Below are 23,076 nucleotides of genomic sequence, written 5' to 3'. Positions count from 1 at the left end.
AATTTAGTCTTCCAATCAAAATGGAGTTGACAAATGAAGTGGTTGCTACTAATAACAAGTCGAATTAAGGAGGATAAGAAGAGGTTTTTAAACAGTAAGGAATCTCTTCATGAACTATGGAACTGGATTTCTCATTTGGCCGGAGTTTTCTTTATCATTCCTGCTGGGACCTGGTTGATGTATCATGCATGGGAAACCCAAAGCTGGAAAGGACTGTTGGCTGTTTTTATTTTTCTGCTAGGTTTTCTTCTGCTATATTTTTCTTCTGCATTGTATCATTATATGATTGATCATCCTAAAAGGAGCATGTTTAGAAAAATGGATCACATTAGTATATTTGTGATGATTGCAGGAACATACACGCCTTTTTTGGTAATTTACCTGGATAATATGGTAGGTAAAATTTACCTGGCAACTTTGTGGGTTTTGGTTGGATTCGGCATTGTATATAAACTATTCCTATTGGGAAGATACAAATGGATTTCCCTGCTGATGTATTTGTTTATGGGCTATATTCTTGTTTTTAATTTTGATGCATTTAGTGCGGTTCTTCCTATTCTAAGTTTGCAATGGATCATTATTGGAGGTGTATTCTATACCTTAGGTGTGATTTTTTATGTGTGGAAGAGATTGCCTTTTAATCATTTCATTTGGCATTTGTTTGTGTTTGGTGGGAGTTTATCGCATTTTGTTGCAGTTTATTATGCAGTATCATAAAGCTTTAGGAGTTGTTTAAATTAAAAAGACCTTCCTTAAGGAAAGTCTTTTCAATTGTTAGTTTTTGGGCAGTTAGCAGATTCTACAATTTTCAACATACCACGATACAGAGTGGTCTCTCTTTTCAACCAATTCCTGGATAATTTTTCGATTATCCCATACGGCACAGCACGAAGTGGTTTGATTTAAAGCTTTGATTAGCTTTGACCAATTGTCCATGATTTCCATAGTCAATAAACTTTCGTACTCTTTGAAGGCTTTAATTGCGGATGATCCACAGAAGTGTAATCTTTCTTCGATAGATTTTAATTTGTCATTTTTCGTGAAGATGTGATCACCAACTTTAAAGTAATCCTCTTCGTTTAATTGTAAAGTTACTTTAAGATCAATTGTAGTCATAGTTCGTTAATTTAGGTTAGAGTTTGCTTCTTTTTTTCTTTATTCAAAATAAGGATTAGTATTCTTATTTTATTGATATATTGATCTTTCTTAAAATTAAGCAATTTTGAAGTTCTGAAAAAATAAAAATTATTAAAGAATGATTTCTTTATTCGAACGCATAAAAAAAGCCCCCCGAAGGGAGCCTTGATCATATATGTAGTTGTGATTTTGTCTTAGTCGATCTTTTCCAACTGCACAGTAAAATGTCTCATGATTGGAGCTTCGTCAACAATTTTGAAACCATGCTTGATTTCATGTCTGCGATCGTAAACATTTTTTAGAGCTGCAGCAATTACATCCATATGATTGTTGGTATAGGTTCTTCTAGGAATAGCCAAACGCAACAATTCCAAATCCGGGTAACGATTTTCCCTGGTCTCAGGATCTCTATCTGCTAAAATGGTTCCAATTTCAACACCTCGAATACCAGCTTCCAAATATAATTCGCAACCTAAAGTTTGTGCCTGGTATTCTTCTTTTGGAATGTGAGATAAGATTTTCTTAGCATCCACGAAAATAGCATGACCACCAATTGGCTTTTGGAATGGAATGCCATACTCTTCCAATTTTCCTCCAAGGTATTCAACCTGTTTGATACGGGTTTCAAGGTAATCAAATTCGGTACCTTCATCCAAACCTTGAGCCAATGCATTCATGTCGCGACCTGACATACCACCATAAGTAACATATCCTTCGAACATGATGTTATAAGTAGAAGCTTTTTTCCAAAGTTCTTCACTCTTCATACCAATGAAACCACCCATGTTCACAATTGCATCTTTTTTAGAACTCATGGTTGCCATATCAGCATACGAGTACATTTCCAATACAATCTCTTTAATTGTTTTGTCAGCATAACCTTCTTCACGAGTTTTAATGAAGTATGCATTCTCAGCAAAACGTGCTGAGTCGAAACATACCGGAACTTCATATTTGTCTGCCAATTCTTTAACCGCTTTAATATTGGCCATAGAAACAGGCTGGCCTCCTGAAGTGTTACAAGTTACAGTAACAATGATCATAGGAATTTGCTCCTTTGGATAAGTTGAAAGAACAGACTCTAATTTAACAAGATCAAGGTTTCCTTTAAATGGGTGATCAATTTCAGTATCGAAAGCTTCATCAATAGTACAGTCGATTGCTTTTGCTTTTCTAAATTCGATGTGACCTTTTGTTGTGTCGAAATGAGAGTTTCCAGGAACCACATCACCATCTTTTACCAAAACAGAGAACAATACATTCTCAGCAGCACGTCCTTGGTGAGTAGGCAGGAAGTGATCGAAACCCAAGATGTTTTTTAATGCTTCTTTCATGTTGTAGTATGAACGAGCACCTGCGTAACTTTCGTCACCTAACATCATAGCTGACCATTGTTTGTCACTCATTGCACCTGTACCTGAATCAGTCAATAAGTCAATAAAAACCTGATCACTTTTAAGATTAAATAAGTTGTAGTTGGCATCTTTTAACCATTGTTCTCTTTCTTCACGAGTACTTCTTCTGATGGTTTCAACCATCTTGATTTTGTATGATTCTGCAAATGGAATTTCCATGATAATTTTTTATTTAATTGCTTAATGTTTTGTTCGTTACTAGTATTGGCTTTGGTTCGATTTATGGTACCCGAAATATTTGTGTATACTGCAAATCAGTCAATTACATTGTTGTGATATTGAGTTAGCCAAAAAATGAAATACAGATATGCAACAAGAACAGACCAGTTGTAGTAATCTGATCAAAAAATTGCTATCGTATTAAAAAAAAATGGGACAGGAGTGTCCCGAGACGGATTAGAAGTGAAATTCGTCTCTGTTTTTGATGTTAAGGTAGACTTTGTGTGTCAGTTTAGGAAGTTGATATTGAATTTCCATGCTTTCTGATTTTTCTACTGTTGGTCAAAATTAAAACTTTTTGGTTTGAAACAAAAATTACAAGCCAAAAATATGCAAACGATTGAATTGGGGGAGCCTTTATATACAAACGATATTTTGGTCCATTTTTTGAATAGATTGCCCGCACAAATGCTTTTAAGAACAAAATAAATTTGACATTTTTGCACAAACCAAATATGATAGAATTGTATTTGGTTAGTGTATGTTCCAAAAGCCCATATTATTAATCCGAACAGAGCTAAGCCCAATGATTCGATATTTTCTTGTATTGCTGATTGTAATTCAGCCATTTGTTTTGTTATCTCAAAGTACAACACAGTTGCAAAAAGACTCTTTGCTTCTGGATACCATTCGGTTTGAAGAGTCGGTTTATAAAATAAAACACAATAGAACCGATTCGCTAAAACACTTTACGCACGATTCTGTTTTACATCCTATAAAAGATCCTTTAAATCATATTGAAAATGTTGGCTTCAGGTTTATTGTTCGTGAACTGGCAGTGGACTATGCTCCAAATCAACATCAAACAGATTCTGTTCGTAATGCGGTAAATACATTGCTTCAGTATGTGGGGAATGATAGCATCCGAAATATGGTTTTTTACCTTAAGGATTATATAGAAAAGAGAAAAACAGAAGAGGCTTTAAGAGAAGTTAAAAAGCAAATAGAACTTGAAAAGGTATTAAGCTATCAGCCTGATTTGCCAGTTATAGACGAAAATGAAAGTCATGAGACCTGGAAAACTCAAGCTTTGGATGAACTTTATAATTACGTGGAACATGATCCGGTACACCAATGGATAAGAGAGATTAGCCGAGACTCTGTATTCCTGGGGGTTCGTAACTTTATGAATGACTCTGTAAAGTTTTGGATCAACAATGGAAAACAGGACTACAAGAGATTTTGGCTGAAAAAGAATAAACGAGATTCTATCGGTATCTGGATACAGAATACCTCGGATCGTTCGGTGAGAATTTTGGTTGATGATGATGTTTATCAACAATCGGTGCAGCGTTCAAAAGTTCGGGGGACAAGAGTATTGTTAGAGAAAAAAGAAAGAGCAGATCAATATGCATTAGCCAAACTGGGTAAATACAAACGCTATTCTCAAATCTGGAAAGTTGGAGCAACTGTTGGTATGGCTTTTAATCAAGGTCATGTAAGTGATAGTTGGTCGCGAGGTGGAGAAAGTTCCATGGCTACTACTTCAACACTTGAGGCATTTGCAAACTACAAAAGAGGGAAGCATACCTGGGATAACAGCCTGAAAGTAAAATATGGTTTGTTAAAATCAGGTGAAGATGGGTTTAGAAAGAATGAAGATAGAATTGAGTTTAATACCAAATATGGACAAAAAGCGGTGAAGAATTGGTATTACTCAGCTCAGTTCAATTTAAAAACTCAAATGGTGAAAGGTTATTCGTATCCAAGTGATGGACCACGAGTGTTAAAATCAAACTTTTTTGCTCCAGCTTACATCATTGCTTCTGTCGGTATGGATTACAAACCCAATAAGAATTTTTCAGTTCTTCTTTCACCACTTTCAGCCAAATATACTATCGTAAAGGATACGGCAATTATCGATCAAACGGCTTATGGTGTGGATAAAGATAAGAAAGTTAAAAAAGAGGTGGGGTCGTATGTAAACCTTTCTCATAAATTGAAATTTTGGGATGATTTGGAATTAATCAATAAGCTTACACTTTATTCAAATTATAGTGAAAAGCCTAAGAATGTTGATATAGATTGGGAAGTGAGTCTAACTATGCCAATAAATCAGTATTTGCTATCGAAATTTTCAACCCATTTAATTTCTGATGATGATACTGGGTCGAAAGTTCAGTTTAAAGAGAACTTTTCAATTGGTCTTAGTTACCGATTTTAAATCAATATAAAAATGGTATAAATACCCATTTTGCAGGAGTTGGGGGCAATCTATTGTGTTTTTAAACTTGTGAAATTTGTTTAAAAAACATTATTTTGTAATTGAAATTAAAACATTAATCTATGAGTTTAAATTATGCGGTTCCAGGTGTTGGAACGATTACTATCGATACCTTGGTGGTAGATTCGAATGGAACATTAACCGTTAAAGGGGAGATGGTTCCTGGTGTGGTGGAAAGAATTCATCGTTTACAAATGTTGGGAGTTAACGTGGTTATGATTTCATCAGACCAACGCGGAAATGCAAGAGATCTGGCTTTGTCGAGTGGTATAGCTTATTATGAAGCAAGCAACTCCAGAGAAAAAGAAGATGTACTGCTTTCTTTGGGAAGTCAAAATGTTGCAGCTATTGGTAATGCTCGTATAGATATAGGATTGTTCGTTCAATCATTAATTTCTGTAGCTACGCTTCAGGCAGAAGGAATTCATAAAGATATTATCGATCATGTTGATGTAATTTTGCCATCAATCAATGATGCACTTGACTTTTTCCTTGATAGTGATACCTTTATTGCTACAATGAAAAGATAATTGTATACGATGTCAATTTATTAAACAGAATAAAATTAAAATCTCCTTAAAGGGGATTTTTTTTTGCAAATCACATTAGAACAGACTATTTTTTCGGTGTTGATTTACTGCCTATGAATTTAATTTTATTAATTGTATCAGTTGTTGCTCTTGGGTTTGGCGTGTATTGGTATTTTATTCATGTGCCAAATTATTTCGCTTATGCATCTTCAGAAGGAGAGGGTTTGAAAGAGTTTTTGAATCCGGATAAACTTTTGGAACTTACGCAGGAAGAACAAGATGATATATGGATATTGGATGTAAGGGAAGAGGAATACTTCTTAATGGGACATATTCCCAATGCCAAAAGTTTTCCGCATCATGATGTAGAAAAATGGTACCACAAAATTCCTAAAGACAAGGCATTGATATTGTATTGTGATTTAACCATTAAAACACAAAATGTAATCATCTTTTTAGAAGAAAAAGGATATGCAAAAATGTTGAACTGGGGCAAATACAAGCGATGGAATCATAAAGAAACAGTAGAAGAAACCATTTCCATTTAAAGCAACTCATTGTAAAGTTTTAAGTTTTCATCATCGAATACGCAAAACACAAGTTCTTTTAGGTACTTGCATTTTTCCAAGTGTTTCCGAACGGTTTTAATGGCAATTTCGGCAGCTTCCTTTTTAGGATAGCGATAAACACCTGTGCTGATATTTGGGAAAGCAATACTTTGCAATTTATACTTCTCAGCAAGCTTGATGCTTTCTTTGTAGCAACTTTTTAGCAATTGATCTTCGTCATATTTGCCTCCGCTCCAAACTGGGCCAACGGTATGTATAACGTACTTACAAGGCAAATTATATGCTTTCGTGATTTTGGCCTCTCCTGTTGAACACCCATTAAGTGTGCGACACTCTTTCAATAGTTCAGGACCGGCAGCTCTGTGTATTGCGCCGTCAACTCCACCACCTCCCAGTAGACTTCTGTTTGCTGCATTTACAATGGCATCTGTCTTCAGTTTGGTAATATTTCCCTTAAATATTTTAATTTTCATGATTGCTAGTTTAATTTTACTTTTCTATCCCTGTTAATTATCCTAAATTGTGTGGTGATCTTTCACCTCTGAACCAAATGATTATTTTATTTTAATCTTTACACAGATATTCGATTTATACTAAATATCAATTTTGTGTATTTTAAAATTAATAATTCAAATTCATTATAAAAAACAATTTCGAAATCGATTGCAATTCATTGACAGTGAAATTGTTTGTTTCGGTTTGGAAAAATATTTTTATTTTAGCCGCGCTAGCCAAGCAAATTGATTGAAATATTAAATTGACAATTATGAAAAGAGTATTAGTTGCGACCGGAGGTGGTGATTGCCCTGGTTTGAATGCTGTGATTCGCGCCGTTGTGAAACGTGCAGCTCAAGAAAAAGATTGGGAAGTTGTAGGAAGTATTCAGTCGTTCGACGGTATTTTGAAGGAACCTACTGAAATTAAGATATTAGATGATGCTGCGGTTAAAGGTATCCACTACCAAGGGGGTACAATTATCGGAACAACTACAAAAGGAGGTCCTTTTGCCTGGCCAGTGAAAAACAAAGATGGTTCTTGGGGATCAGCTGACCGTTCGGATGAAATGATCCGTAAATTACAATATTTGGGAATCGATGCAGTTATTAGCATTGGTGGTGATGGTTCTCAGAAAATTTCACAAGCTCTTTACGAAAAAGGATTAAACATTATTGGTGTGCCTAAGACTATCGATAATGACCTTTCGGCTACCGATTTTACTTTCGGTTACCAAACTGCTGTACAAATTTGTACTGAAGCTGTTGACAAGTTGAAAACTACTGCTGCTTCTCACAACCGTGTTTTCATTTTGGAAGCTATGGGACGTGATGCGGGTTGGATTGCATTAAGTGCTGCTATTGCAGGTGGTGCAGAAGCTTGTTTGATTCCTGAAATTCCTTACGATATCAAGAAAGTAAAAGAGAAATTGGATACTCGTTTCTTGAAAGGTAAAGGATTCGGTATTATCGTAGTTGCTGAAGGTGCTATGCCAAAAGGTGGTGAAGCTTTAGCTGAAGAAAGTACTGAAGTTGGAAACCCTAACTTGAAGTTGAGTGGTGCTGCTGATCGTTTGGCAGCTGAATTAAAAGCCGCTGGTGTTGAAGCTGATATTCGTACTACTGTATTGGGTCACCTTCAACGTGGAGGTATTCCTGTAGCCTACGACCGTGTTTTAGCAACTCAATTCGGGGTTAAGGCATTCGAAATGGTTTTGGAAGGTAAATTTGGTCAGATGGTAGCTTACCGTCACCCAGAAGTTGTTGGTGTTCCTCTTCCTGAGGCTATTGGCCAGCAAAACTTGGTTGATCCAAAATCGAACCTTGTTGCTACTGCAAAAGGTGTTGGTATTGCATTTGGAGACTAATTTAAGTCAAAAGATACTACAAGCCGGAGTTCATAGGGATTCCGGCTTTTTTTGTTTTCAGATACTGATTTTTATGAAGGATATGATTATCGCAGATTAGAAAGTGTGAATGTATACTTTATTTAATGTACTATTTGGTTTGAGTGGCATTGGAAGGACAAGCTGCTTATGTGCAGAAAGTAAGAGCCTTGCGGCTTGAGCAGTCAAATTCTATTAATAAATTAAGCTGTTTGATGATATAATTTAATACCTTCGTTACTTAACCTGCGAAGATCAGCGAGAGACTATTTCAATATTGAGTACTCCAAATTTTACTCATAAAACCTTTTCCTCCATTCAGGCTTAGGAACCATGCATTGGTTCTTTTTACCAAACCAGGAATATCTGTTTCTGGCAATCAGATCGTAAACCCAATCGGTAATAGCATTAGGTAGGTATTTGAAGTAATAGAGTATTCTCCAAGGGTAGACTAGATGTTTTGCAATTTTAAAAGCTGCAGAGCTTTTGGTGTAAACTTCGTTGTTTTCGATGAAGACTACGGTATTCATCTCATCGAAAGATAGATTGTGTTCAGCAAGCAATTGTTTCGCAAAATCAGATTGTAGAGGAGAGAAGTGAATGTTTTCTGCCCGGTTGTATGCAAGCACGAAACGAATAGAGGTGTTGCAAAAATTACAAACCCCATCGAACAGTACGATAGGGTTTGAGTTACTTATATTTTTTGAATGACTATGCATTGCTTTCTTTATCTCATACCAAATCTTAGTAGATAAAGTTAAAAATAAATCCAACTATAAGAATTCCGATAGCAACAATACTTACAAATGCCAATATTAACGGCATTTTAAGTACTTTTTTCAGGATAATAACCTCAGGCAATGATAATCCGATAACCGACATCATAAAGGCCAAAGTGGTTCCTAAAGCAGCTCCTTTTGCAACCAATACTTCTACGATTGGAATAATCCCTGCAGCATTAGAATACATTGGAACTCCAATAAAAATGGACAATGGAACTGAATACCATGCTGATTTTCCCATTAGATTGGCCATGAAATCTTCAGGTACATAACCATGAGCTCCGGCGCCAATTGCTACTCCGGCAACAATGTATATCCAAATTCTACCAACAATTTCTTTTACCGAGTTTAAGCCTGATTGAATACGTTCCGAAAAAGAAAGTTTGGTCGTATCAATTTCAGTATGTCCTGTTTTAACTTCGTAAACCCACTCATGTACATACTTTTCAAGTTTTAAAGCTCCAATTAACCAACCTGCAAAAATGGCAATTGATAAACCTGTAAATGTATAAAGAAGTGCAGTTTGCCATCCGAAAGCTTCTGCCAGCATTCCTAAAGCAATTTCGTTTACCAAAGGAGCTGCAATCAGGAAGCTGAAAGTTACACCTAAAGGTACTCCTGCTTCAACAAAACCTAAGAATAAAGGAATGGCAGAACAAGAACAAAAAGGAGTTAAAACACCAAGTAAAGCAGCCATTACGTTGCCAAAAAATGTTGATTTTCCAGCAAGAAAGTTTTTCGTTTTTTCTGGTGAGAAATAACTGCGAATAATTCCTACACCAAAAATAACCAAAACCAATAGCATAAAAACTTTAGGGGTTTCGAATATGAAAAAGTTAACAGCTTCAGTTAAGTGAGCCTCTTTGTTCATTCCGAAAACCGTATAGGTTAGAAAATCAACAATATTCTGAAGGTTCACATATAAAAAATACCAAATTGGTAATGATAATAGAACCAATATTATCTGATTTCTGTTTGTGATTTGAATTGATTTGATCATGATTGTCTATAAAAACTATTCGTTTATTGGATAAAGAAAATGTAAGAGAAATACAATCCTGCGACTATAAATATTACCGCTGCTACTTTTCTAAACCAGTACTCGAAACTTTTAATTTTATTGTAAAAACTGCCAACACCCGATAAGGTAAATGCCAACAAATAGGCAATAATAATTACAGGCAGTCCGGTTGCAATTGCGAAAACAATAGGAAGTAATAATCCATCGGCTTGCGAAACGGTTAATGGAATCAACATGCCGAAATATAAAACGCCGCTGTATGGGCAAAAAGCCAGTGCGAAAATCATACCCATTAGTAGGGCACCCCAATACTTTCCTCTCATTTTCTCCCCATTCAACTTATCGGTAAGGGAACTAATACCTGGGAAATTAATGGAAATAATATCGAGCATAAAAACTCCGATAATGATTAGCAATGGTCCCAACAGCCTTTCTCCATAGGTGTTGAAAAAACTTGAAATATCGAATTTACTTGCACCAAGAAACAGAATTACTCCCAAAACAGTGTAGCTTATTGCTCTTCCCAATGTATAAACCAATCCGTTAAAAAAGATTCTTTTTTTATCGCTAAGGTTTTTACTAATGTAGGCTGTGGCAGTGATGTTTGTTGCCAAGGGGCAAGGACTAATCGCTGTCATAATTCCCAGTAAAAATGCCGATAATATTGGAAAGCTACTTTGCGATAATAGTTGATCTAAATATTCCATTATAGTCTTATTGTAGCTCAGCTTTGATTACAGTTTCCAGTTTTTCGATGTATGCAGGAGTGTCGTTAATGGCATTGCGGAAAGCAAATGTTGTTAAATCCTGAATTTCTCCTGACTTAGCACTTTTAATGAACAATCCTGAGCTACTTGCCTGGAATGTTTTAGCCAACTCTTTGTTTTCTTCCTGATCGAAATTGATATCGAAGAAATTAGCATTTAAGCTTGCAGCTACTTCTTTTGCTTTTGCACCAACAGCTTTGCAAGTTTTACATTTTCTGTCGCCATGGAAGTAATATACTCCCGCTTCAGCATTGTTAGATGCTACTTTGTGTTCATCCGATTTTTCACATTTTGTACATTCTCCTTTGCAAGCTGTTTCTGCTTTTGCGGTTTCTTTTTTTGTGTTCGATTGGCAAGCGCCAAAACTTAAACCTAAAACCAGTATGCCTAATGTTATTGTTTTCTTCATTTTGTTTGTGTTTTAGTGTTATTGTATTGGGTTAAAAGCTGCTGGCAGATAGCCAACAGCCTTAGCGTTTTTTATGCTTTTTGGATAAATTCCTTAATTTCAGCTACCGAAGGAACTTTGCCGCTTACAACTACTTTTTCGTTGATTACCAAAGCAGGGGTTGACATTACACCGTACGATAGAATTTTAACCATATCGTCTACTTTTTCAACATTTGCTTCGATTGATAATTCGCTAATTGCTTTGTTTGTAGCTTCTGCAAGTGTGTTGCATTTTTTACAGCCTGGTCCTAATACTTTAATGTCCATGATTAATAGTTTATTATTTAAAAAATTCTTTGAATAATTGTTGAGCTTCTGCCCAGTTCTCTTTATTTAAACAGTATTTGATTTTAGGAGGATTGATTTCTCCTTGTACCAAACCTGAGTTTTTTAATTCTTTCAAATGCTGCGATAGGGTTGATCGTGCAATGGGTACCTCTTCGGCTAAATCGCCACTGTAGCAACATGCTTGTTTCGATAAAATACCGCAGATGTAAACACGTACAGGATGTGATAAGGCCTTGGCATACCTGGCTAGTTTTTTTTCTTCAACGGAATAAAATTGTTTTACTTCTTCCATGCGTTTCGTATTTCGTAAAATTACGAAACAAAGGTGTGGGCTTTTTTTTTATTCTCCAAATATATGCTTGTTTTTAGTTTTGGTTACGGAAGATTTGGGTTGATATTTAGATGTTTATTTGGTGTTTTGATCATTCAAGTTTAGCTTGGTTTGATGGAATTTTCTTTTTGATTAAATTAGGTCTCGCTAAATCTTTTAATCAAAGTAAAATAAATCAAAACTATAAACTCAATAGGTATGAATGATATTATTACTACCCTTTTCAATGGATTCACCTATGGCGGAGATCTGAAACTTTCTGTTCTTAATTATGCCTTGTTAGTCGTGGCCGTGTTGCCTTTTTTTCTTCCGATGTTACAGTCAATTGCGAAACGTTGGGGAATTGTTTTGATTGTTGCCGTTGTAGTTCAAGCAACTTTCTGGTTTGTATTAAGGGCTCAAGGAATTTCGATTATTTGGAATGCTATTGCAGGGATGTTGGTGCTTGTGGTATTCAGACATAGGTTGTCTTTATTGATGAAAACAAAATGGATGATTGTGGTTTCAATAGCAGTAGTCATATTAGCAGATGTTTATTTTGGTTTCACCTTTCCGCTTATTACTACAATTGCCCATGGGGCAGCCTTTCTTTTTGGGGTGATATTGTACTTAATGTTAGGATTTAGAAAGGATAAAAGTGTATCGTTCACTTCTTGATTTTTATTTAAAGTAACAATAAGGGCTGAATTCAAAAGATTCAGCCCTCCTTATTTTATATTACCATTTGCCAAGTGAGGCAATGTATTCGTCAAATTTTTTCTTTTGCTTGTTGCTTTTAGCTCTATGAGATTTTCGTATGGCTCGTTTTACTTCTTTGGTTGTTACATAGGTGTCATCAACAAGTTTAGCAGCTTCAACCGGCAAGAGGGTTTCTCTTTTTAAGCGAGATGTTTTCTTTGCAATTTTTATCAGCAGTTTGGTTCTGCGCGATTTTGTAGCAATTTTGGCATATTCAATAAAGTTCGAATAATTTGCCTTGGTTTTGAAGGCTTGTCTGCCAATTTTCCTGATTACATAGTTGTGATATAAGCTCTGATCGTAAATTTTCTTCAATTCACTCATCATCTCTTTTTTGGTCAGCTTCTTTGGAGTGCTTGCTGTTGTCTGTGCACCAAGGTTCATGCTTATAAAAAGACATACCAGTACGATAAGGATAATTTTAATTTGTTTCATGTGTGATTTGTTTGGTATTTGATTGTGACGAACTCATACCAGTAATTGTTACATCAATTATGTATTAATATAATTTGTCACTTTAGTCTGGTTGTGTTGATGCTCTTTGTTTTGAATCCTGCTCGCTTACTTTATTTTACAATGAATATTTTCTAAGTTCCAATCTTCTTGGGTAGCTTTTTATTATCGATAGGTTGAACAGGAACAGGAAAGGACCAATGTACAATGATTGTCCTGAGTAGCTACCATACAAATATTGTGATAGAGACCAAATTTCGAAAAAGATGGCAAAGCCTGTACTGAAAACGAAAATAATTAAAGCAGGCAATAGTATTCTATCGTATTTTACTTTAAAAAACAGGATTAATGCATTGATAAGAAAAAATACATATCCCAGTATTTTAGTGTCGAGATGTTTTAAATCGGAAATGCCATTGTAATCTAGAATGGGTAGTGGTATTAATCTGAACCAATAATCTACTGCTTCTATATTTGGTGTGATTTGGTACCGAAAACCAAGCATGCTGGAAAAAAACAAAGCACAAAAGGAAAGTCTGAGAAGTAATTTTTGTTGTTTATTCAATGTTTTAAGATTTAATTTCGTAAAAAACACCCACACTGTCTTTCGATAGTGCAGGTGTTCTAACTAAAATGATATGAGAAAAATTGTTTAGTTTTATTCTTCCAGTTTAATACCAAATAATCTAGATTGATATTTTGGTGGTTTTGCCTCCCGAAATTTGGAATGACATACTTTGATCATTGTAACTGTCTTTTGGAAAATACTTAATGTAATATGTTCCGTGATTTAAGTCTGTAATCGTATGTACTCCATACAGTAAACCATCGTGTATAGGACGAGGAGAGACCTCTGTTGAGCCTGATCTGTCCGCTAATGCAGCCTCTTCTGTGTAAATTTCATAAGTTCCTCCCTTGTAATAATCACCATCTAGTGTGATGGTTAAGTCACCGGTAAGATCCATATTGTCATCACTACATGAGCTTAGTGTTACTGATGCAAATAGCATCATCAATAGAATTGTTTTCAATATGAATGTCTTTCTCATTTTAATAGGTTTTAAATATTTATGATTGGTTGGTCTGGTGGTTGATTCGAAATTAAAAATAATTTTTTAATTAACCGTAAAAATTATTGAAAAATAATCATAAAAATTTAATATGATATTTGAAAGTTAGTCATAAGTTGAGTGTAATTCCTAGTAAGCTAGGTGTTGAGACTAGGTGTTGAAGTTAAATTAAAATTTACATATCCTTTTTTAGTAAGCCCTGTGTGTTAGTTTGATTGGTGTTTGGAATATTTTTGTTGAATGATTTCTTTGCTATTGTAAATGTGTGGTTACAGCATTTAATTAAAGTTTATTAGGTCTTGTTTAGAAGTTAGCCCTTCAAGTTCACTTTGAAATGTTTCGAGGTGAGATTAAAGTATTTATGACAATATTATCCTTTGTTTCGTTAGGCTATAATGCAGTGTAGAATATTTATTGCTTTACTTTGCTGAGGAATTATTGTTTTGTACTTTCAGTGACGAAAATAAAATACTGCATTTTATACCTTTACTATGGTTTTGTAAAGTGTATAGATGTGATTTATTTACAAGTTGGGTATAATCTGAACCAAGGCTAGTAATCATGAAACTTGAAGAAGTTAACATGTTTTTGGATGGCAAAGTGAGCCTTCCGGAATTTGAAGAATAGAAAGACAAAGTTCACTCAGCTTTGGACAAGTAAAGAAATTGAAATTAACTGGACTAATGAAGTTAAACAGTTTGTCAGACATGCTTCCGAATATAAGAAGGAACCAGATTATCTTAATCTAGGGATGTATGACAATGGTTATATCTATTTAATTTTGAACAGGAAAAATGAGCTTTGGTTAGCCTATGATATTATAGATAAACAAGAGTATTTTGCGAAATCAATGGAAAAAGCGATTATTAGACTTATTTTAGAAAAGAATATGTCCAATATTGGCTAATAAATCCCCTGATAAAGAGAACCTACAGCTCGTCTTTTGCGAATGCAAAAAAGAATAAAGATTAAGCAATAAACTTTGACAGGAGTAAAAAAAAACGGAGACAATGAAAATAGTAGATTTATCAAAACCCATACGATACAATAAGTCAGATCCTTGGTTTATGAAGGTTAAGATTAAACACAAGGCACATAAAAAGGCAGGTTTGTTATTGCGTTTTTTGGGCTTGCCAAAACGCTTGTTCCCTAAAGGATTTAAGGGTTGGGCAGATGATACCATAAAGCATATGGGGGTGCATTCTACAACACATATTGATGCCCCCTGGCATTATACACCTACCGTAAATGGAGAGCGTGCAAAGACCGTAGATGAAATACCTTTGGAATGGTGTTATGGCGATGGTATTGTGATTGATATGAGCCATAAGGAAGATTTTGATGCGATAAGTGTGGAGGATATTCAGGTTTTTCTTGAAAAAGAAAAGCTATCGATCAAGGAAGGTATGATTGTTTTGATTTATACCGGCAGAGACATTTATAATGGCACAAAAGATTTCCCGGATAAAGGGACAGGTATGAGTGCAGACGCTACCGAATGGTTAATTGACCAAGGGATAAAAGTGATGGGGATTGACTCCTGGGGTTGGGACTTGCCGTTGAAACATTTGATAAAAAAAGCAAAAGAAACCAAGAATTCGGAGTTGTTTTGGGAAGCTCATGTAGTTGGACAAAGGAAAGAGTATTGCCATATGGAACAGCTTGTGAATTTGGGAAGTCTTCCATACACGGGTTTTAAAGTTGCAGTTTTCCCACTTAAAATTGAAGGGGCATCGGCAGCGCCAGCCAGGGTTGTTGCAATTTTTGAATAAGAGTAAGGAGTTCCCATGGCTTGAGCAAATGAACATGCCTGGTTGCCAAGCAATTTAATTAATGATACAAACACCATTAAATGAATATTTATTCGGAAGGAATAAAGTATAAGAAGAAACTTTCTGAGGTAATGGTCTTTCCTGTTTTGCTTGCATTTGCATGTACTCCACTTTTTTCAGATCATGGATATGTAGAAATTCTTTTTGGGATATTTGGAGGGGTATTTGCGAGTATCTATTTCTTTCCATGGCTGAACAAGCTAGTGGGAAACAAAAGAGTTACGATTGATTCTAATCATTTATCTGTGGTTTCAAACCTGTTTATTGATTTCAAATGTGAACAATAAGAATTGAGTAAAATCAGCAATCATAAAAGCATGAAAAATGAAAAGGCCGAAACTTATCGAGCATCTGGAGAGGTGTCAGTTTTGGGTATCAAACATCATCCGGAAAAATGGAGAGAATATGATTTGAATCCTGTAACGGTTGATTTTGATTATGGAAAAAGGCACATTAAAATTGGTGAAGGAATGGAAGCTTTTAATGGCAAAGAAATTATCAGTTTTATAAAATCAATTAAGAAAAATAAGTTATAGCAGCTCCTTCAGATAGAGCGAGCTTGTAGCTTGCGCATCACCCACAAATACAATAAGCAAAATATTTAATACCAAATGAAACGAATCGGAATTTATGCTCTGTTAATAATAGTTGCCAATCTGGTACATGCGGAAATCTATGGTCAGTATAGCAGGTTGAGATTAGATTTTGAAGATAATACCAAAAGGAGAGAATTAGATCTTGTTGGAGATGGTTTTTCGTATGAAAAAGGAATAGACGGTCATTGTTTATCTATATGTCCCACCGACAATGATTTTAATCATTTGGTAGTAAAGAACCTGCCTTTTGATGAAAAAACGAGCTTTACGGTTCAGTTTTGGGTCAGGAGCGAATCTACAAAACCTACGGTATTAATTTCTCAAAAGGAATTTCTAAACAAAGGAATCAGCTCGCAAAAAAATAAAGGATGGGCTTTGTATAGCTCGGGAGGAACCATTGGCTGGTCTGTTGGCTCTGGCAAACGCCGATTGAATTACGAAAGAGATAATGGCGATAAGTTACCATTATCTGATGGCTTGTGGCATCAGGTTACGATGACGTATGATGATATTTTATCGGAAGTGAGACTTTATTTTGATGGGGAAAACATAGCCATTTACAAGCTTTCGTTCGATTTTTTTAGTAACACCCCAATAGTAGTTGGTAGTAAAGAGTACGACTTTGATTACGGGAATGAAGTGTTGGCAGAAATCAAAAAAGGACAGGAGAAGCTTCAGGAATTGGTTTGTGAATTCAACAAATTAAAGGTGGGGGAAGTTGCCGAGGATGAGTTTTTTAGTTTGGTTGTTGATCCGAAAGAGTTATATCTGAGCAAACTCAATGTTGACGAGGCTGAAAGGAGTAGTTTGAGAGAGAAAAAGCTGGCAATACTTGAGAAAGTAAATTCCATTCATCGTTCCTTATATTACAACCCCTATACTGTAAGTCAAAATCCTGAATTAACAGCATTAAAGCCGGTAAGTAAAATTTATTACTTACAAAATGGCAAGCTGTGTATCAATGATTTTTATGTAAAGCAATTTGGTAGGGAAGAACAATTTTATCCTTCCGATTTTTCTATCGACATGCTCGCATTTTATCAGCAAGCTTTAGGCCCGGAAGCCATTAGAGATAACTATAGTAAATACCGGAAAACAAAAGCTAAAACGGTAGTGGAGAAAATAGACACACTAACAGTTGCTGTTTGGAATATATGGCATGGGGGCACTCATTTTACTCAGAAAAAGGATGGATGGGATTCCAGGTTACGGATTGCAGAACTATTAAAAAAGTACAATGCAGATATTGTTCTCATGCAAGAAACTTATTCGTCGGGCGATTTTATCGCTGCTGAATTGGGCTATTATTTTGCGACCACATCAGATTGGGATTATTGTTCTCAAGGATCAAACATTTCTGTATTGAGTCGTTATCCTATTAAGAAACTAGAGGTTTTGGATAAAACGGAATTCATGAATGTTTCAGTAAAAATTAGCTTAAGCAAAAATCAAGAGGTTTATGCAATGTCGAATTGGTATGGCATGTCTTCCTTTCCTAAGGTTTATGAATTTCATGAAGAAAAATTTAATGATGCCAACAAGACGCCTATCTTGTTTGGTGGAGATTTTAATGCTATTCCTCATACCGATGGTGGAGATAACAAGGCTTCAGTTAAGCTTTTGAACAATGGCTTTGAAGATGCCTTTCGTTCCATGCACAAGGATGTTAATACATTTCCGGGTTTCACGCATCAATGGGGCGAAAGAATTGACCAGCTTTATTACAAAGGGCAGGGGCTTACTATTATTAGTTCGAAGGTAGTATCTACTGCATTTGGAGGCTTTCCTTCAGATCATTTTATGATATTATCAAAGTTCGAATTGAATTATTGAACGCTGTTTGTACGAGCTTTTTACGATTGTAATACAGATTAGATATAAAGCAATAATATTTAGGCAGGAGTGTTTGTTTTGATTCCTGCCGAATCTGGGCTGCAAGCTTTGGCTGATTTTAATTACCTGTATCGAAATATTGATTTGTTATTTAATTCGGTCATTTTCCCATTTGTTTTGTACATCAAATAAATTAGGAATGGGAAGAATAGGATAAGTACCCAGTTGATTTGTACCATTAGTATAAAGTCGTAGATGCCATGTACCAGGAATGGAATAAAGAATGCCATTACAAAGAGCGGAAGTCTACTGCCTTTCGAAAACTTGGCCAATCCGAGGTAATAGCCCATCATGATGCCAAACATGGCATGGGCAGGAACTGCCGTGAAAGCTCTTGCAATTCCGGTGCTCATTCCGTTCGAAAATACATACATGATGTTTTCTACCAAGGCAAATCCCAGCGATACAAAAACCGCATATACAATCCCATCGAATCGTTCATTAAAGTTTGGGTTTTTCCATACCAAAATGTAAACCGCCAATAGTTTAAAGGCCTCTTCGCAAAGCGCAGCTACTAAAAAAGCATCGCCAAAGGCATAACCAATTTTTCCATTAAAAATATACGGAAGAAAAGTGGATACAGCTTTCTCGGCAAATATGATTGGTATGGTAATGATCATTCCAGCCAGAAGCCCTTTCCCCAATAAAGAAAGTGGTTCTTTTTCGTATTTGTCGCGATAGTAAACGTAGAATAGAATAATGGCAATGGGAGCTACAGAGATTAGCAGAAGGTTCATGTTTTGTGTATTTCAGTATGAAGTTACCAAATTTAGAAAAAGAACAATCAATCCCCAAGTCTCAAAAACCAAATCAGAAAAAAAAACTTAAATCCTCATGCTCCTGTAAATTTCATGTTCCACAAATATCAGATTGCAAATCTGAGGAAGCTATGTGAACTATGAATTTAAGGAGCAATTACTCATAAAAAAAAGCCGATTCCCAATGGAACCGGCTTCTTAGTTTTATTTATTAACAATTAACGCAATTCTGCACCCAATTGTTTTTCGTAGCTCTTAATTAGCTTTTGCATGATCTTGTCAATCTGCTTGTCGTTCAAAGTTTTTTCAGTATCCTGAAGAATGAAACTAACTGCGTATGATTTTTTATCTGCACCTAGTTTTTCTCCTTCGTAAACGTCGAATAATGAAACAGATTTCAATAACTTCTTCTCACAGTTGAAAGCAATGGTTTTGATTTCAGCAAAACTTACCGATTTGTTGATTAACAAAGCAAGATCACGTTTCACAGCCGGGTACTTAGGCAATTCAGTATAGCTTACCTTGTTTTTCATAGCTTCCTGAATCAATAAAGCCCAGTCGAAATCAGCGTAGTAAACCTGTGTGTCAATATCCATTGCCTTCAAGATTTTTCCACTAACCATACCCATTTCAACCAATACTTTTTTCTTAATACCGTAGCTTAATCCTTCGGTAAACTGATCGTTTTCGGTTTCTCTGATTCTTAATTTCTCGATATTGAAACCAAGACGTCTTAAGATATTTTCAACGTAAGCTTTCATGTGGTAGAAGCTTGTTGGCTCTTCTTTCAAGTTCCAGCTAGTTGCAGTTTTGTTACCACACATGAAAACACCCAAACGTTCTTTCTCGAAATAGTTATCAACTGGGTTTTCGTTTTCAGGATTCACGAAGTGCTGGTATGATTTACCAAACTCGTAGAATTTCAAATCTGAGTTTCTACGGTTGATGTTGTAAGCTACACACTCCAAACCACCAAACAACAATCCTTGACGCATTGCATTCAAATCAGAACTCAATGGGTTGAAGATGCGAACTGTGTTCTCTTGTTTAAAGCTTTCCAATCCTTCGTAGTAAGAAGCTTTGGTCAACGAGTTGTTCATGATTTCGTTGAAACCAGCAGCTGTCAACATATCAGCAATGGTATTTCTTAGCTTGTGCTCGTCAATTTTTGGAGCATAGCTTAATGAAGCATTCACTTTTGAAGCTACTTCAATATTGTTGAAACCATAAATACGCAATACTTCCTCTACGATATCAGCTTCACGCTTCACGTCCACTCTGTATGGAGGAACCAATAGATTCAATGTGTCACCATCTTCTTTCTCAACTTTAATTTCTAAAGCGGTAAGAATGTTTTTGATGGTTTCTTTTCCAATCTGTTTTCCAATCAGGTTTTCGATGCGCTCAACGCTTACCTCTACCTTGAAATCTTCAACAGGATTAGGATAAATATCGATAACATCTGATGCAATTTCGCCACCTGCAATCTCTTTGATTAAAAGAGCAGCGCGTTTCATTGCATAGATGGTGTTGTTAGGATCAGTTCCACGTTCGAAACGGAAAGACGCATCGGTATTTAAACCGTGACGACGTGCAGTTTTACGAACAAATACTGAATCGAAATATGCACTTTCCAGGAAAATATCAGTAGTTGTTTCGCTTACACCCGATTCAATTCCACCGAATACACCGGCAATACACATTGGAGCTTCGTCGTTACAGATCATCAAATCTTTCACGTTCAATTCTCTTTCAACTTCATCCAAGGTTTTGAATAAGGTTCCGTCAGCAAGAGTTTTTACAACTACTTTGCCATTTGTTTTTGCATAGTCGAATGCGTGCAATGGCTGACCAGTTTCAAACAAAACGTAGTTGGTAATATCCACTACATTGTTGATTGGGCTCAAACCAATTGCCTTAAGGCGATTTTGTAACCACTCTGGTGATTCAGCAACTTTAACACCGTTGATACAAACCCCTGAGTAACGGTGGCAAGCCTCGTTATTTTCTACCTTCACATCGATAGGCAAGTTGTGGTTGTCAACTTTGAAATCTTCTACCGAAGGAAGTTTGTAATCAATTTCTTTTTGTTGCTTAAGGTATGCAGCCATATCGCGAGCTACACCAATGTGGGATGCTCCGTCAATACGGTTAGGAGTCAAGTCAATTTCAATGGTCAAGTCATCTTCAATGTTGAAGTATTCTGCAGCAGGAGTTCCCACAACAGCATCTTCAGGAAGAACCATAATTCCATCGTGACCTTGTCCAAGACCAATTTCGTCCTCAGCACAAATCATACCCATTGAAAGCTCACCTCTAATTTTCGATTTCTTTATGGTAAAGCTATCGTCGCCATCGTACAAAACAGTTCCAACTGTGGCAACCACTACTTTTTGTCCTGCAGCCACATTAGGTGCACCGCAAACAATAGGTAAAAGTTCGTCGCCGTTAACATCAACGCTTGTAATGCTCAAATGATCTGAGTTGGTATGAGGTTCGCAAGTCTTTACTTCACCAATAACCAATCCTTCTAAACCTCCTTTAATTGATTGGAATTTTTCAATTCCGCCAACTTCCAATCCAATTTGAGTTAGAATCTCATCCATTTCTGCAGGAGAAAGATCAATGTCAATATAATCTTTCAGCCATTTGTACGATACCTTCATTTGTATGTATATTTTATCAGATAATTATCAAATTATACTTGTAAACAGATGCAGTTTGTCTACTGTTTACAAGCTTACAAAAGTAGAAATTTTAGACTCAAGTACCAAAGAACATCTAAGGATAAAGTGTTTAAGTTTTTGTGATTTTACCACCAAGGCATTCGTTTTACTCATTTAGCGCAAAGTACATCACAAAGTAGCACGAAGTTTATGGTATTTATCTCAAACGAAATGTTAGGAATTAATGAGAATCAAAGAAATTATTCTTTGTGCAAGCTGGAGATTAGCTTAGTTGTACTTAGTGGTTAAATTTAATATTGCTTATTGCCCCAAATTCGGATATATTTGTACAATTATCAAAATTGAAATATGAGCGATAAACCAATAATACTTGTTACTAACGATGATGGATTAAATGCCAAAGGAATTAAAGCTTTGGTGGCAATGGTTAAAGGATTTGGCGATATTTATGTCGTTGCTCCAAACCGTTCTAATTCAGGAAAATCAAACTCTATAACAGTAGAAGTGCCTATCCGAATTAAAAAAGTTCGCGATGAGGAAAATCTGCACATTTATTCTTGTAAAGGAACTCCTGTTGATTGTGTAAAACTGGCTTTGAACAAGATTTTACCTCGAACTCCTGATTTTTTGGTTTCAGGTATCAATCATGGTGCAAATACATCGGTTAGTGTTTTGTACTCGGGAACCATGGGTGCAACTATCGAAGGTTGTTTGAACGGAATACCTTCCATAGGGTATTCGCTTAACGATTTTAGTGCAGATGCTGATTTTTCACAATGTATTAAATACGGCCGTAAGATTTTTGCCAATTTGCTTGAAAAAGGACTGGAAAGAAGTGTTTGTTTGAATGTGAATTTCCCTAAAGGAGATATAAATGGCATTCGAGTTTGTCGTCAGGCAGATGGTCGCTGGAAAGAGGAATTTGATCACAGACAAGATCCTTTCGGGGGAGATTATTATTGGTTGACAGGCTACTTTAAGAATGCAGAACCGAATGCTGAAGAAACAGATGAATGGGCAATTAATAATGGTTATGCATCTGTTGTTCCTACAAAAATTGATATGACAGCTCACCAATTGGTGGAAGACCTTAAAACCTGGGATTATGAAGTCGAAGATTAATTCTACTATTTTAGGACTCATTATTGGTTTGCTTGTACCAGTACTATCAATTTTGTTGGCTTATGTGGTACGTTTCCAGGATGAATTGACCATTAAGGAGTTTATAGACAGTTTGCTAATTTACAGGGTGTATACCAAGGTAATGGCTTTGGGAGTATACTTTGGTAATATTGTTTTTTTCTTTTTGTTTATTAAAACCGATTTGTTAAGAGCAGCAAGAGGAGTGCTTTTGGCTACCATATTGTATTCTTTTGCCATAATGGTTTTCCGTTTTGGATTTTAGACGCTGATAAAGAAGAAAAATAAGATTTGGTG

27 protein-coding genes are annotated in these 23,076 nt (G+C 35.8%); 13 read left to right on the top strand and 14 right to left on the bottom strand.

Annotated features, from left to right (window positions below; genetic code table 11):
* The first annotated feature begins 33 nt into the window (after nt 1–33).
* Nucleotides 34–717: a PAQR family membrane homeostasis protein TrhA gene (gene trhA, locus NQ163_RS02615; RefSeq protein ID WP_268188746.1), complete on the top strand. Its 684-nt coding sequence runs from the start codon at nt 34–36 to the stop codon at nt 715–717.
* 72 nt (nt 718–789) lie between these two features.
* Here the strand turns inward: trhA and NQ163_RS02610 are convergent, their stop codons facing one another.
* The gene (locus tag NQ163_RS02610; RefSeq protein WP_268188745.1) at nt 790–1,116 is read right to left on the bottom strand and encodes a hypothetical protein; all 327 of its coding nucleotides are present in this window, start codon (nt 1,114–1,116) and stop codon (nt 790–792) included.
* Between the two features lie 215 nt (nt 1,117–1,331).
* A complete protein-coding gene (locus NQ163_RS02605; protein ID WP_268188744.1) occupies nt 1,332–2,711 on the bottom strand; it encodes a tryptophanase in 1,380 nt (459 codons plus the stop codon).
* A gap of 586 nt (nt 2,712–3,297) precedes the next feature.
* On the opposite strand from NQ163_RS02605, the gene NQ163_RS02600 reads away from it, so the two are divergent.
* The 3 genes from NQ163_RS02600 to NQ163_RS02590 all read left to right on the top strand — a co-directional run bounded on the left by NQ163_RS02600 (nt 3,298) and on the right by NQ163_RS02590 (nt 6,073).
* Nucleotides 3,298–4,935, top strand: coding sequence for a DUF3078 domain-containing protein (locus tag NQ163_RS02600; protein WP_268188743.1), 1,638 nt, complete (start codon nt 3,298–3,300; stop codon nt 4,933–4,935).
* A gap of 122 nt (nt 4,936–5,057) precedes the next feature.
* A complete protein-coding gene (locus tag NQ163_RS02595) occupies nt 5,058–5,525 on the top strand; it encodes an HAD family hydrolase (RefSeq protein WP_110360276.1) in 468 nt (155 codons plus the stop codon).
* 113 nt (nt 5,526–5,638) lie between these two features.
* On the top strand, nt 5,639–6,073 hold the full coding sequence (locus NQ163_RS02590; RefSeq protein ID WP_268188742.1) for a rhodanese-like domain-containing protein: 435 nt from the start codon (nt 5,639–5,641) through the stop codon (nt 6,071–6,073).
* Here the strand turns inward: NQ163_RS02590 and NQ163_RS02585 are convergent.
* Nucleotides 6,070–6,567: an O-acetyl-ADP-ribose deacetylase gene (locus tag NQ163_RS02585; RefSeq protein ID WP_268188741.1), complete on the bottom strand. Its 498-nt coding sequence runs from the start codon at nt 6,565–6,567 to the stop codon at nt 6,070–6,072. The genes NQ163_RS02590 and NQ163_RS02585 overlap by 4 nt on opposite strands.
* 293 nt (nt 6,568–6,860) lie before the next feature.
* Here NQ163_RS02585 and NQ163_RS02580 point away from each other — a divergent pair, with 293 nt between their 5' ends.
* Nucleotides 6,861–7,955 (top strand): 6-phosphofructokinase, encoded by a 1,095-nt coding sequence (locus tag NQ163_RS02580; protein ID WP_110360273.1) that lies wholly within the window; start codon nt 6,861–6,863, stop codon nt 7,953–7,955.
* A 311-nt stretch (nt 7,956–8,266) separates the two neighbouring features.
* Here the strand turns inward: NQ163_RS02580 and NQ163_RS02575 are convergent, their stop codons facing one another.
* The 6 genes from NQ163_RS02575 to NQ163_RS02550 form a co-directional block, all read right to left on the bottom strand.
* Entirely contained in the window at nt 8,267–8,692 is a 426-nt protein-coding gene (locus NQ163_RS02575; protein WP_268188740.1) for a thiol-disulfide oxidoreductase DCC family protein, read from the bottom strand.
* 25 nt (nt 8,693–8,717) lie between these two features.
* Nucleotides 8,718–9,755 carry a permease gene (locus NQ163_RS02570; protein ID WP_268188739.1) on the bottom strand — a complete coding sequence of 346 codons (1,038 nt, stop codon included), beginning with the start codon at nt 9,753–9,755 and terminating at the stop codon, nt 8,718–8,720.
* 23 nt (nt 9,756–9,778) lie between these two features.
* Nucleotides 9,779–10,483 (bottom strand): aromatic aminobenezylarsenical efflux permease ArsG family transporter, encoded by a 705-nt coding sequence (locus NQ163_RS02565; protein ID WP_268188738.1) that lies wholly within the window; start codon nt 10,481–10,483, stop codon nt 9,779–9,781.
* 7 nt (nt 10,484–10,490) lie between these two features.
* A complete protein-coding gene (locus NQ163_RS02560; protein ID WP_268188737.1) occupies nt 10,491–10,952 on the bottom strand; it encodes a nitrophenyl compound nitroreductase subunit ArsF family protein in 462 nt (153 codons plus the stop codon).
* A 71-nt stretch (nt 10,953–11,023) separates the two neighbouring features.
* The gene (locus NQ163_RS02555; protein WP_268188736.1) at nt 11,024–11,260 is read right to left on the bottom strand and encodes a thioredoxin family protein; all 237 of its coding nucleotides are present in this window, start codon (nt 11,258–11,260) and stop codon (nt 11,024–11,026) included.
* A 13-nt stretch (nt 11,261–11,273) separates the two neighbouring features.
* Entirely contained in the window at nt 11,274–11,573 is a 300-nt protein-coding gene (locus NQ163_RS02550) for an ArsR/SmtB family transcription factor (RefSeq protein WP_268188735.1), read from the bottom strand.
* 237 nt (nt 11,574–11,810) lie between these two features.
* Here NQ163_RS02550 and NQ163_RS02545 point away from each other — a divergent pair, with 237 nt between their 5' ends.
* Complete coding sequence (locus NQ163_RS02545; RefSeq protein ID WP_268188734.1) at nt 11,811–12,269, top strand: hypothetical protein; 459 nt, start codon at nt 11,811–11,813, stop codon at nt 12,267–12,269.
* Between the two features lie 60 nt (nt 12,270–12,329).
* Here the strand turns inward: NQ163_RS02545 and NQ163_RS02540 are convergent, their stop codons facing one another.
* The 3 genes from NQ163_RS02540 to NQ163_RS02530 form a co-directional block, all read right to left on the bottom strand.
* The gene (locus tag NQ163_RS02540) at nt 12,330–12,785 is read right to left on the bottom strand and encodes a hypothetical protein (RefSeq protein ID WP_268188733.1); all 456 of its coding nucleotides are present in this window, start codon (nt 12,783–12,785) and stop codon (nt 12,330–12,332) included.
* A gap of 136 nt (nt 12,786–12,921) precedes the next feature.
* Nucleotides 12,922–13,368: a hypothetical protein gene (locus tag NQ163_RS02535; RefSeq protein ID WP_268188732.1), complete on the bottom strand. Its 447-nt coding sequence runs from the start codon at nt 13,366–13,368 to the stop codon at nt 12,922–12,924.
* Nucleotides 13,369–13,489: 121 nt separating this feature from the next.
* Entirely contained in the window at nt 13,490–13,852 is a 363-nt protein-coding gene (locus NQ163_RS02530) for a hypothetical protein (RefSeq protein ID WP_268188731.1), read from the bottom strand.
* Nucleotides 13,853–14,489: 637 nt separating this feature from the next.
* Here NQ163_RS02530 and NQ163_RS02525 point away from each other — a divergent pair.
* The 5 genes from NQ163_RS02525 to NQ163_RS02505 all read left to right on the top strand — a co-directional run bounded on the left by NQ163_RS02525 (nt 14,490) and on the right by NQ163_RS02505 (nt 18,134).
* Nucleotides 14,490–14,780: a hypothetical protein gene (locus tag NQ163_RS02525; protein ID WP_268188730.1), complete on the top strand. Its 291-nt coding sequence runs from the start codon at nt 14,490–14,492 to the stop codon at nt 14,778–14,780.
* Nucleotides 14,781–14,883: 103 nt separating this feature from the next.
* A complete protein-coding gene (locus tag NQ163_RS02520) occupies nt 14,884–15,645 on the top strand; it encodes a cyclase family protein (RefSeq protein ID WP_268188729.1) in 762 nt (253 codons plus the stop codon).
* A gap of 80 nt (nt 15,646–15,725) precedes the next feature.
* A complete protein-coding gene (locus NQ163_RS02515) occupies nt 15,726–15,992 on the top strand; it encodes a hypothetical protein (RefSeq protein ID WP_268188728.1) in 267 nt (88 codons plus the stop codon).
* Nucleotides 15,993–16,022: 30 nt separating this feature from the next.
* Nucleotides 16,023–16,241 (top strand): hypothetical protein, encoded by a 219-nt coding sequence (locus NQ163_RS02510; RefSeq protein ID WP_268188727.1) that lies wholly within the window; start codon nt 16,023–16,025, stop codon nt 16,239–16,241.
* Nucleotides 16,242–16,316: 75 nt separating this feature from the next.
* Nucleotides 16,317–18,134, top strand: coding sequence for an endonuclease/exonuclease/phosphatase family protein (locus NQ163_RS02505; RefSeq protein ID WP_268188726.1), 1,818 nt, complete (start codon nt 16,317–16,319; stop codon nt 18,132–18,134).
* A gap of 122 nt (nt 18,135–18,256) precedes the next feature.
* Here NQ163_RS02505 and NQ163_RS02500 read toward each other — a convergent pair whose 3' ends face one another.
* Both NQ163_RS02500 and pheT read right to left on the bottom strand, forming a co-directional pair.
* Complete coding sequence (locus NQ163_RS02500) at nt 18,257–18,931, bottom strand: PrsW family glutamic-type intramembrane protease (protein WP_268188725.1); 675 nt, start codon at nt 18,929–18,931, stop codon at nt 18,257–18,259.
* A gap of 239 nt (nt 18,932–19,170) precedes the next feature.
* Nucleotides 19,171–21,618: a phenylalanine--tRNA ligase subunit beta gene (pheT, locus tag NQ163_RS02495; protein WP_268188724.1), complete on the bottom strand. Its 2,448-nt coding sequence runs from the start codon at nt 21,616–21,618 to the stop codon at nt 19,171–19,173.
* Nucleotides 21,619–21,987: 369 nt separating this feature from the next.
* Between pheT and surE the strand changes: the two genes are divergently transcribed.
* Both surE and NQ163_RS02485 read left to right on the top strand, forming a co-directional pair.
* The gene (gene surE, locus NQ163_RS02490) at nt 21,988–22,761 is read left to right on the top strand and encodes a 5'/3'-nucleotidase SurE (RefSeq protein ID WP_268188723.1); all 774 of its coding nucleotides are present in this window, start codon (nt 21,988–21,990) and stop codon (nt 22,759–22,761) included.
* Nucleotides 22,745–23,044, top strand: coding sequence for a hypothetical protein (locus tag NQ163_RS02485; protein ID WP_268188722.1), 300 nt, complete (start codon nt 22,745–22,747; stop codon nt 23,042–23,044). The genes surE and NQ163_RS02485 overlap by 17 nt, the downstream gene beginning before the upstream one ends.
* The last annotated feature ends 32 nt before the right edge of the window (nt 23,045–23,076 follow it).

Origin of the sequence: Marinifilum sp. D737, from assembly GCF_026672275.1 — a bacterium.
Taxonomy (GTDB): Bacteria; Bacteroidota; Bacteroidia; order Bacteroidales; family Marinifilaceae; genus Marinifilum.
This window is presented reverse-complemented; position numbering and strand designations above follow the sequence as displayed.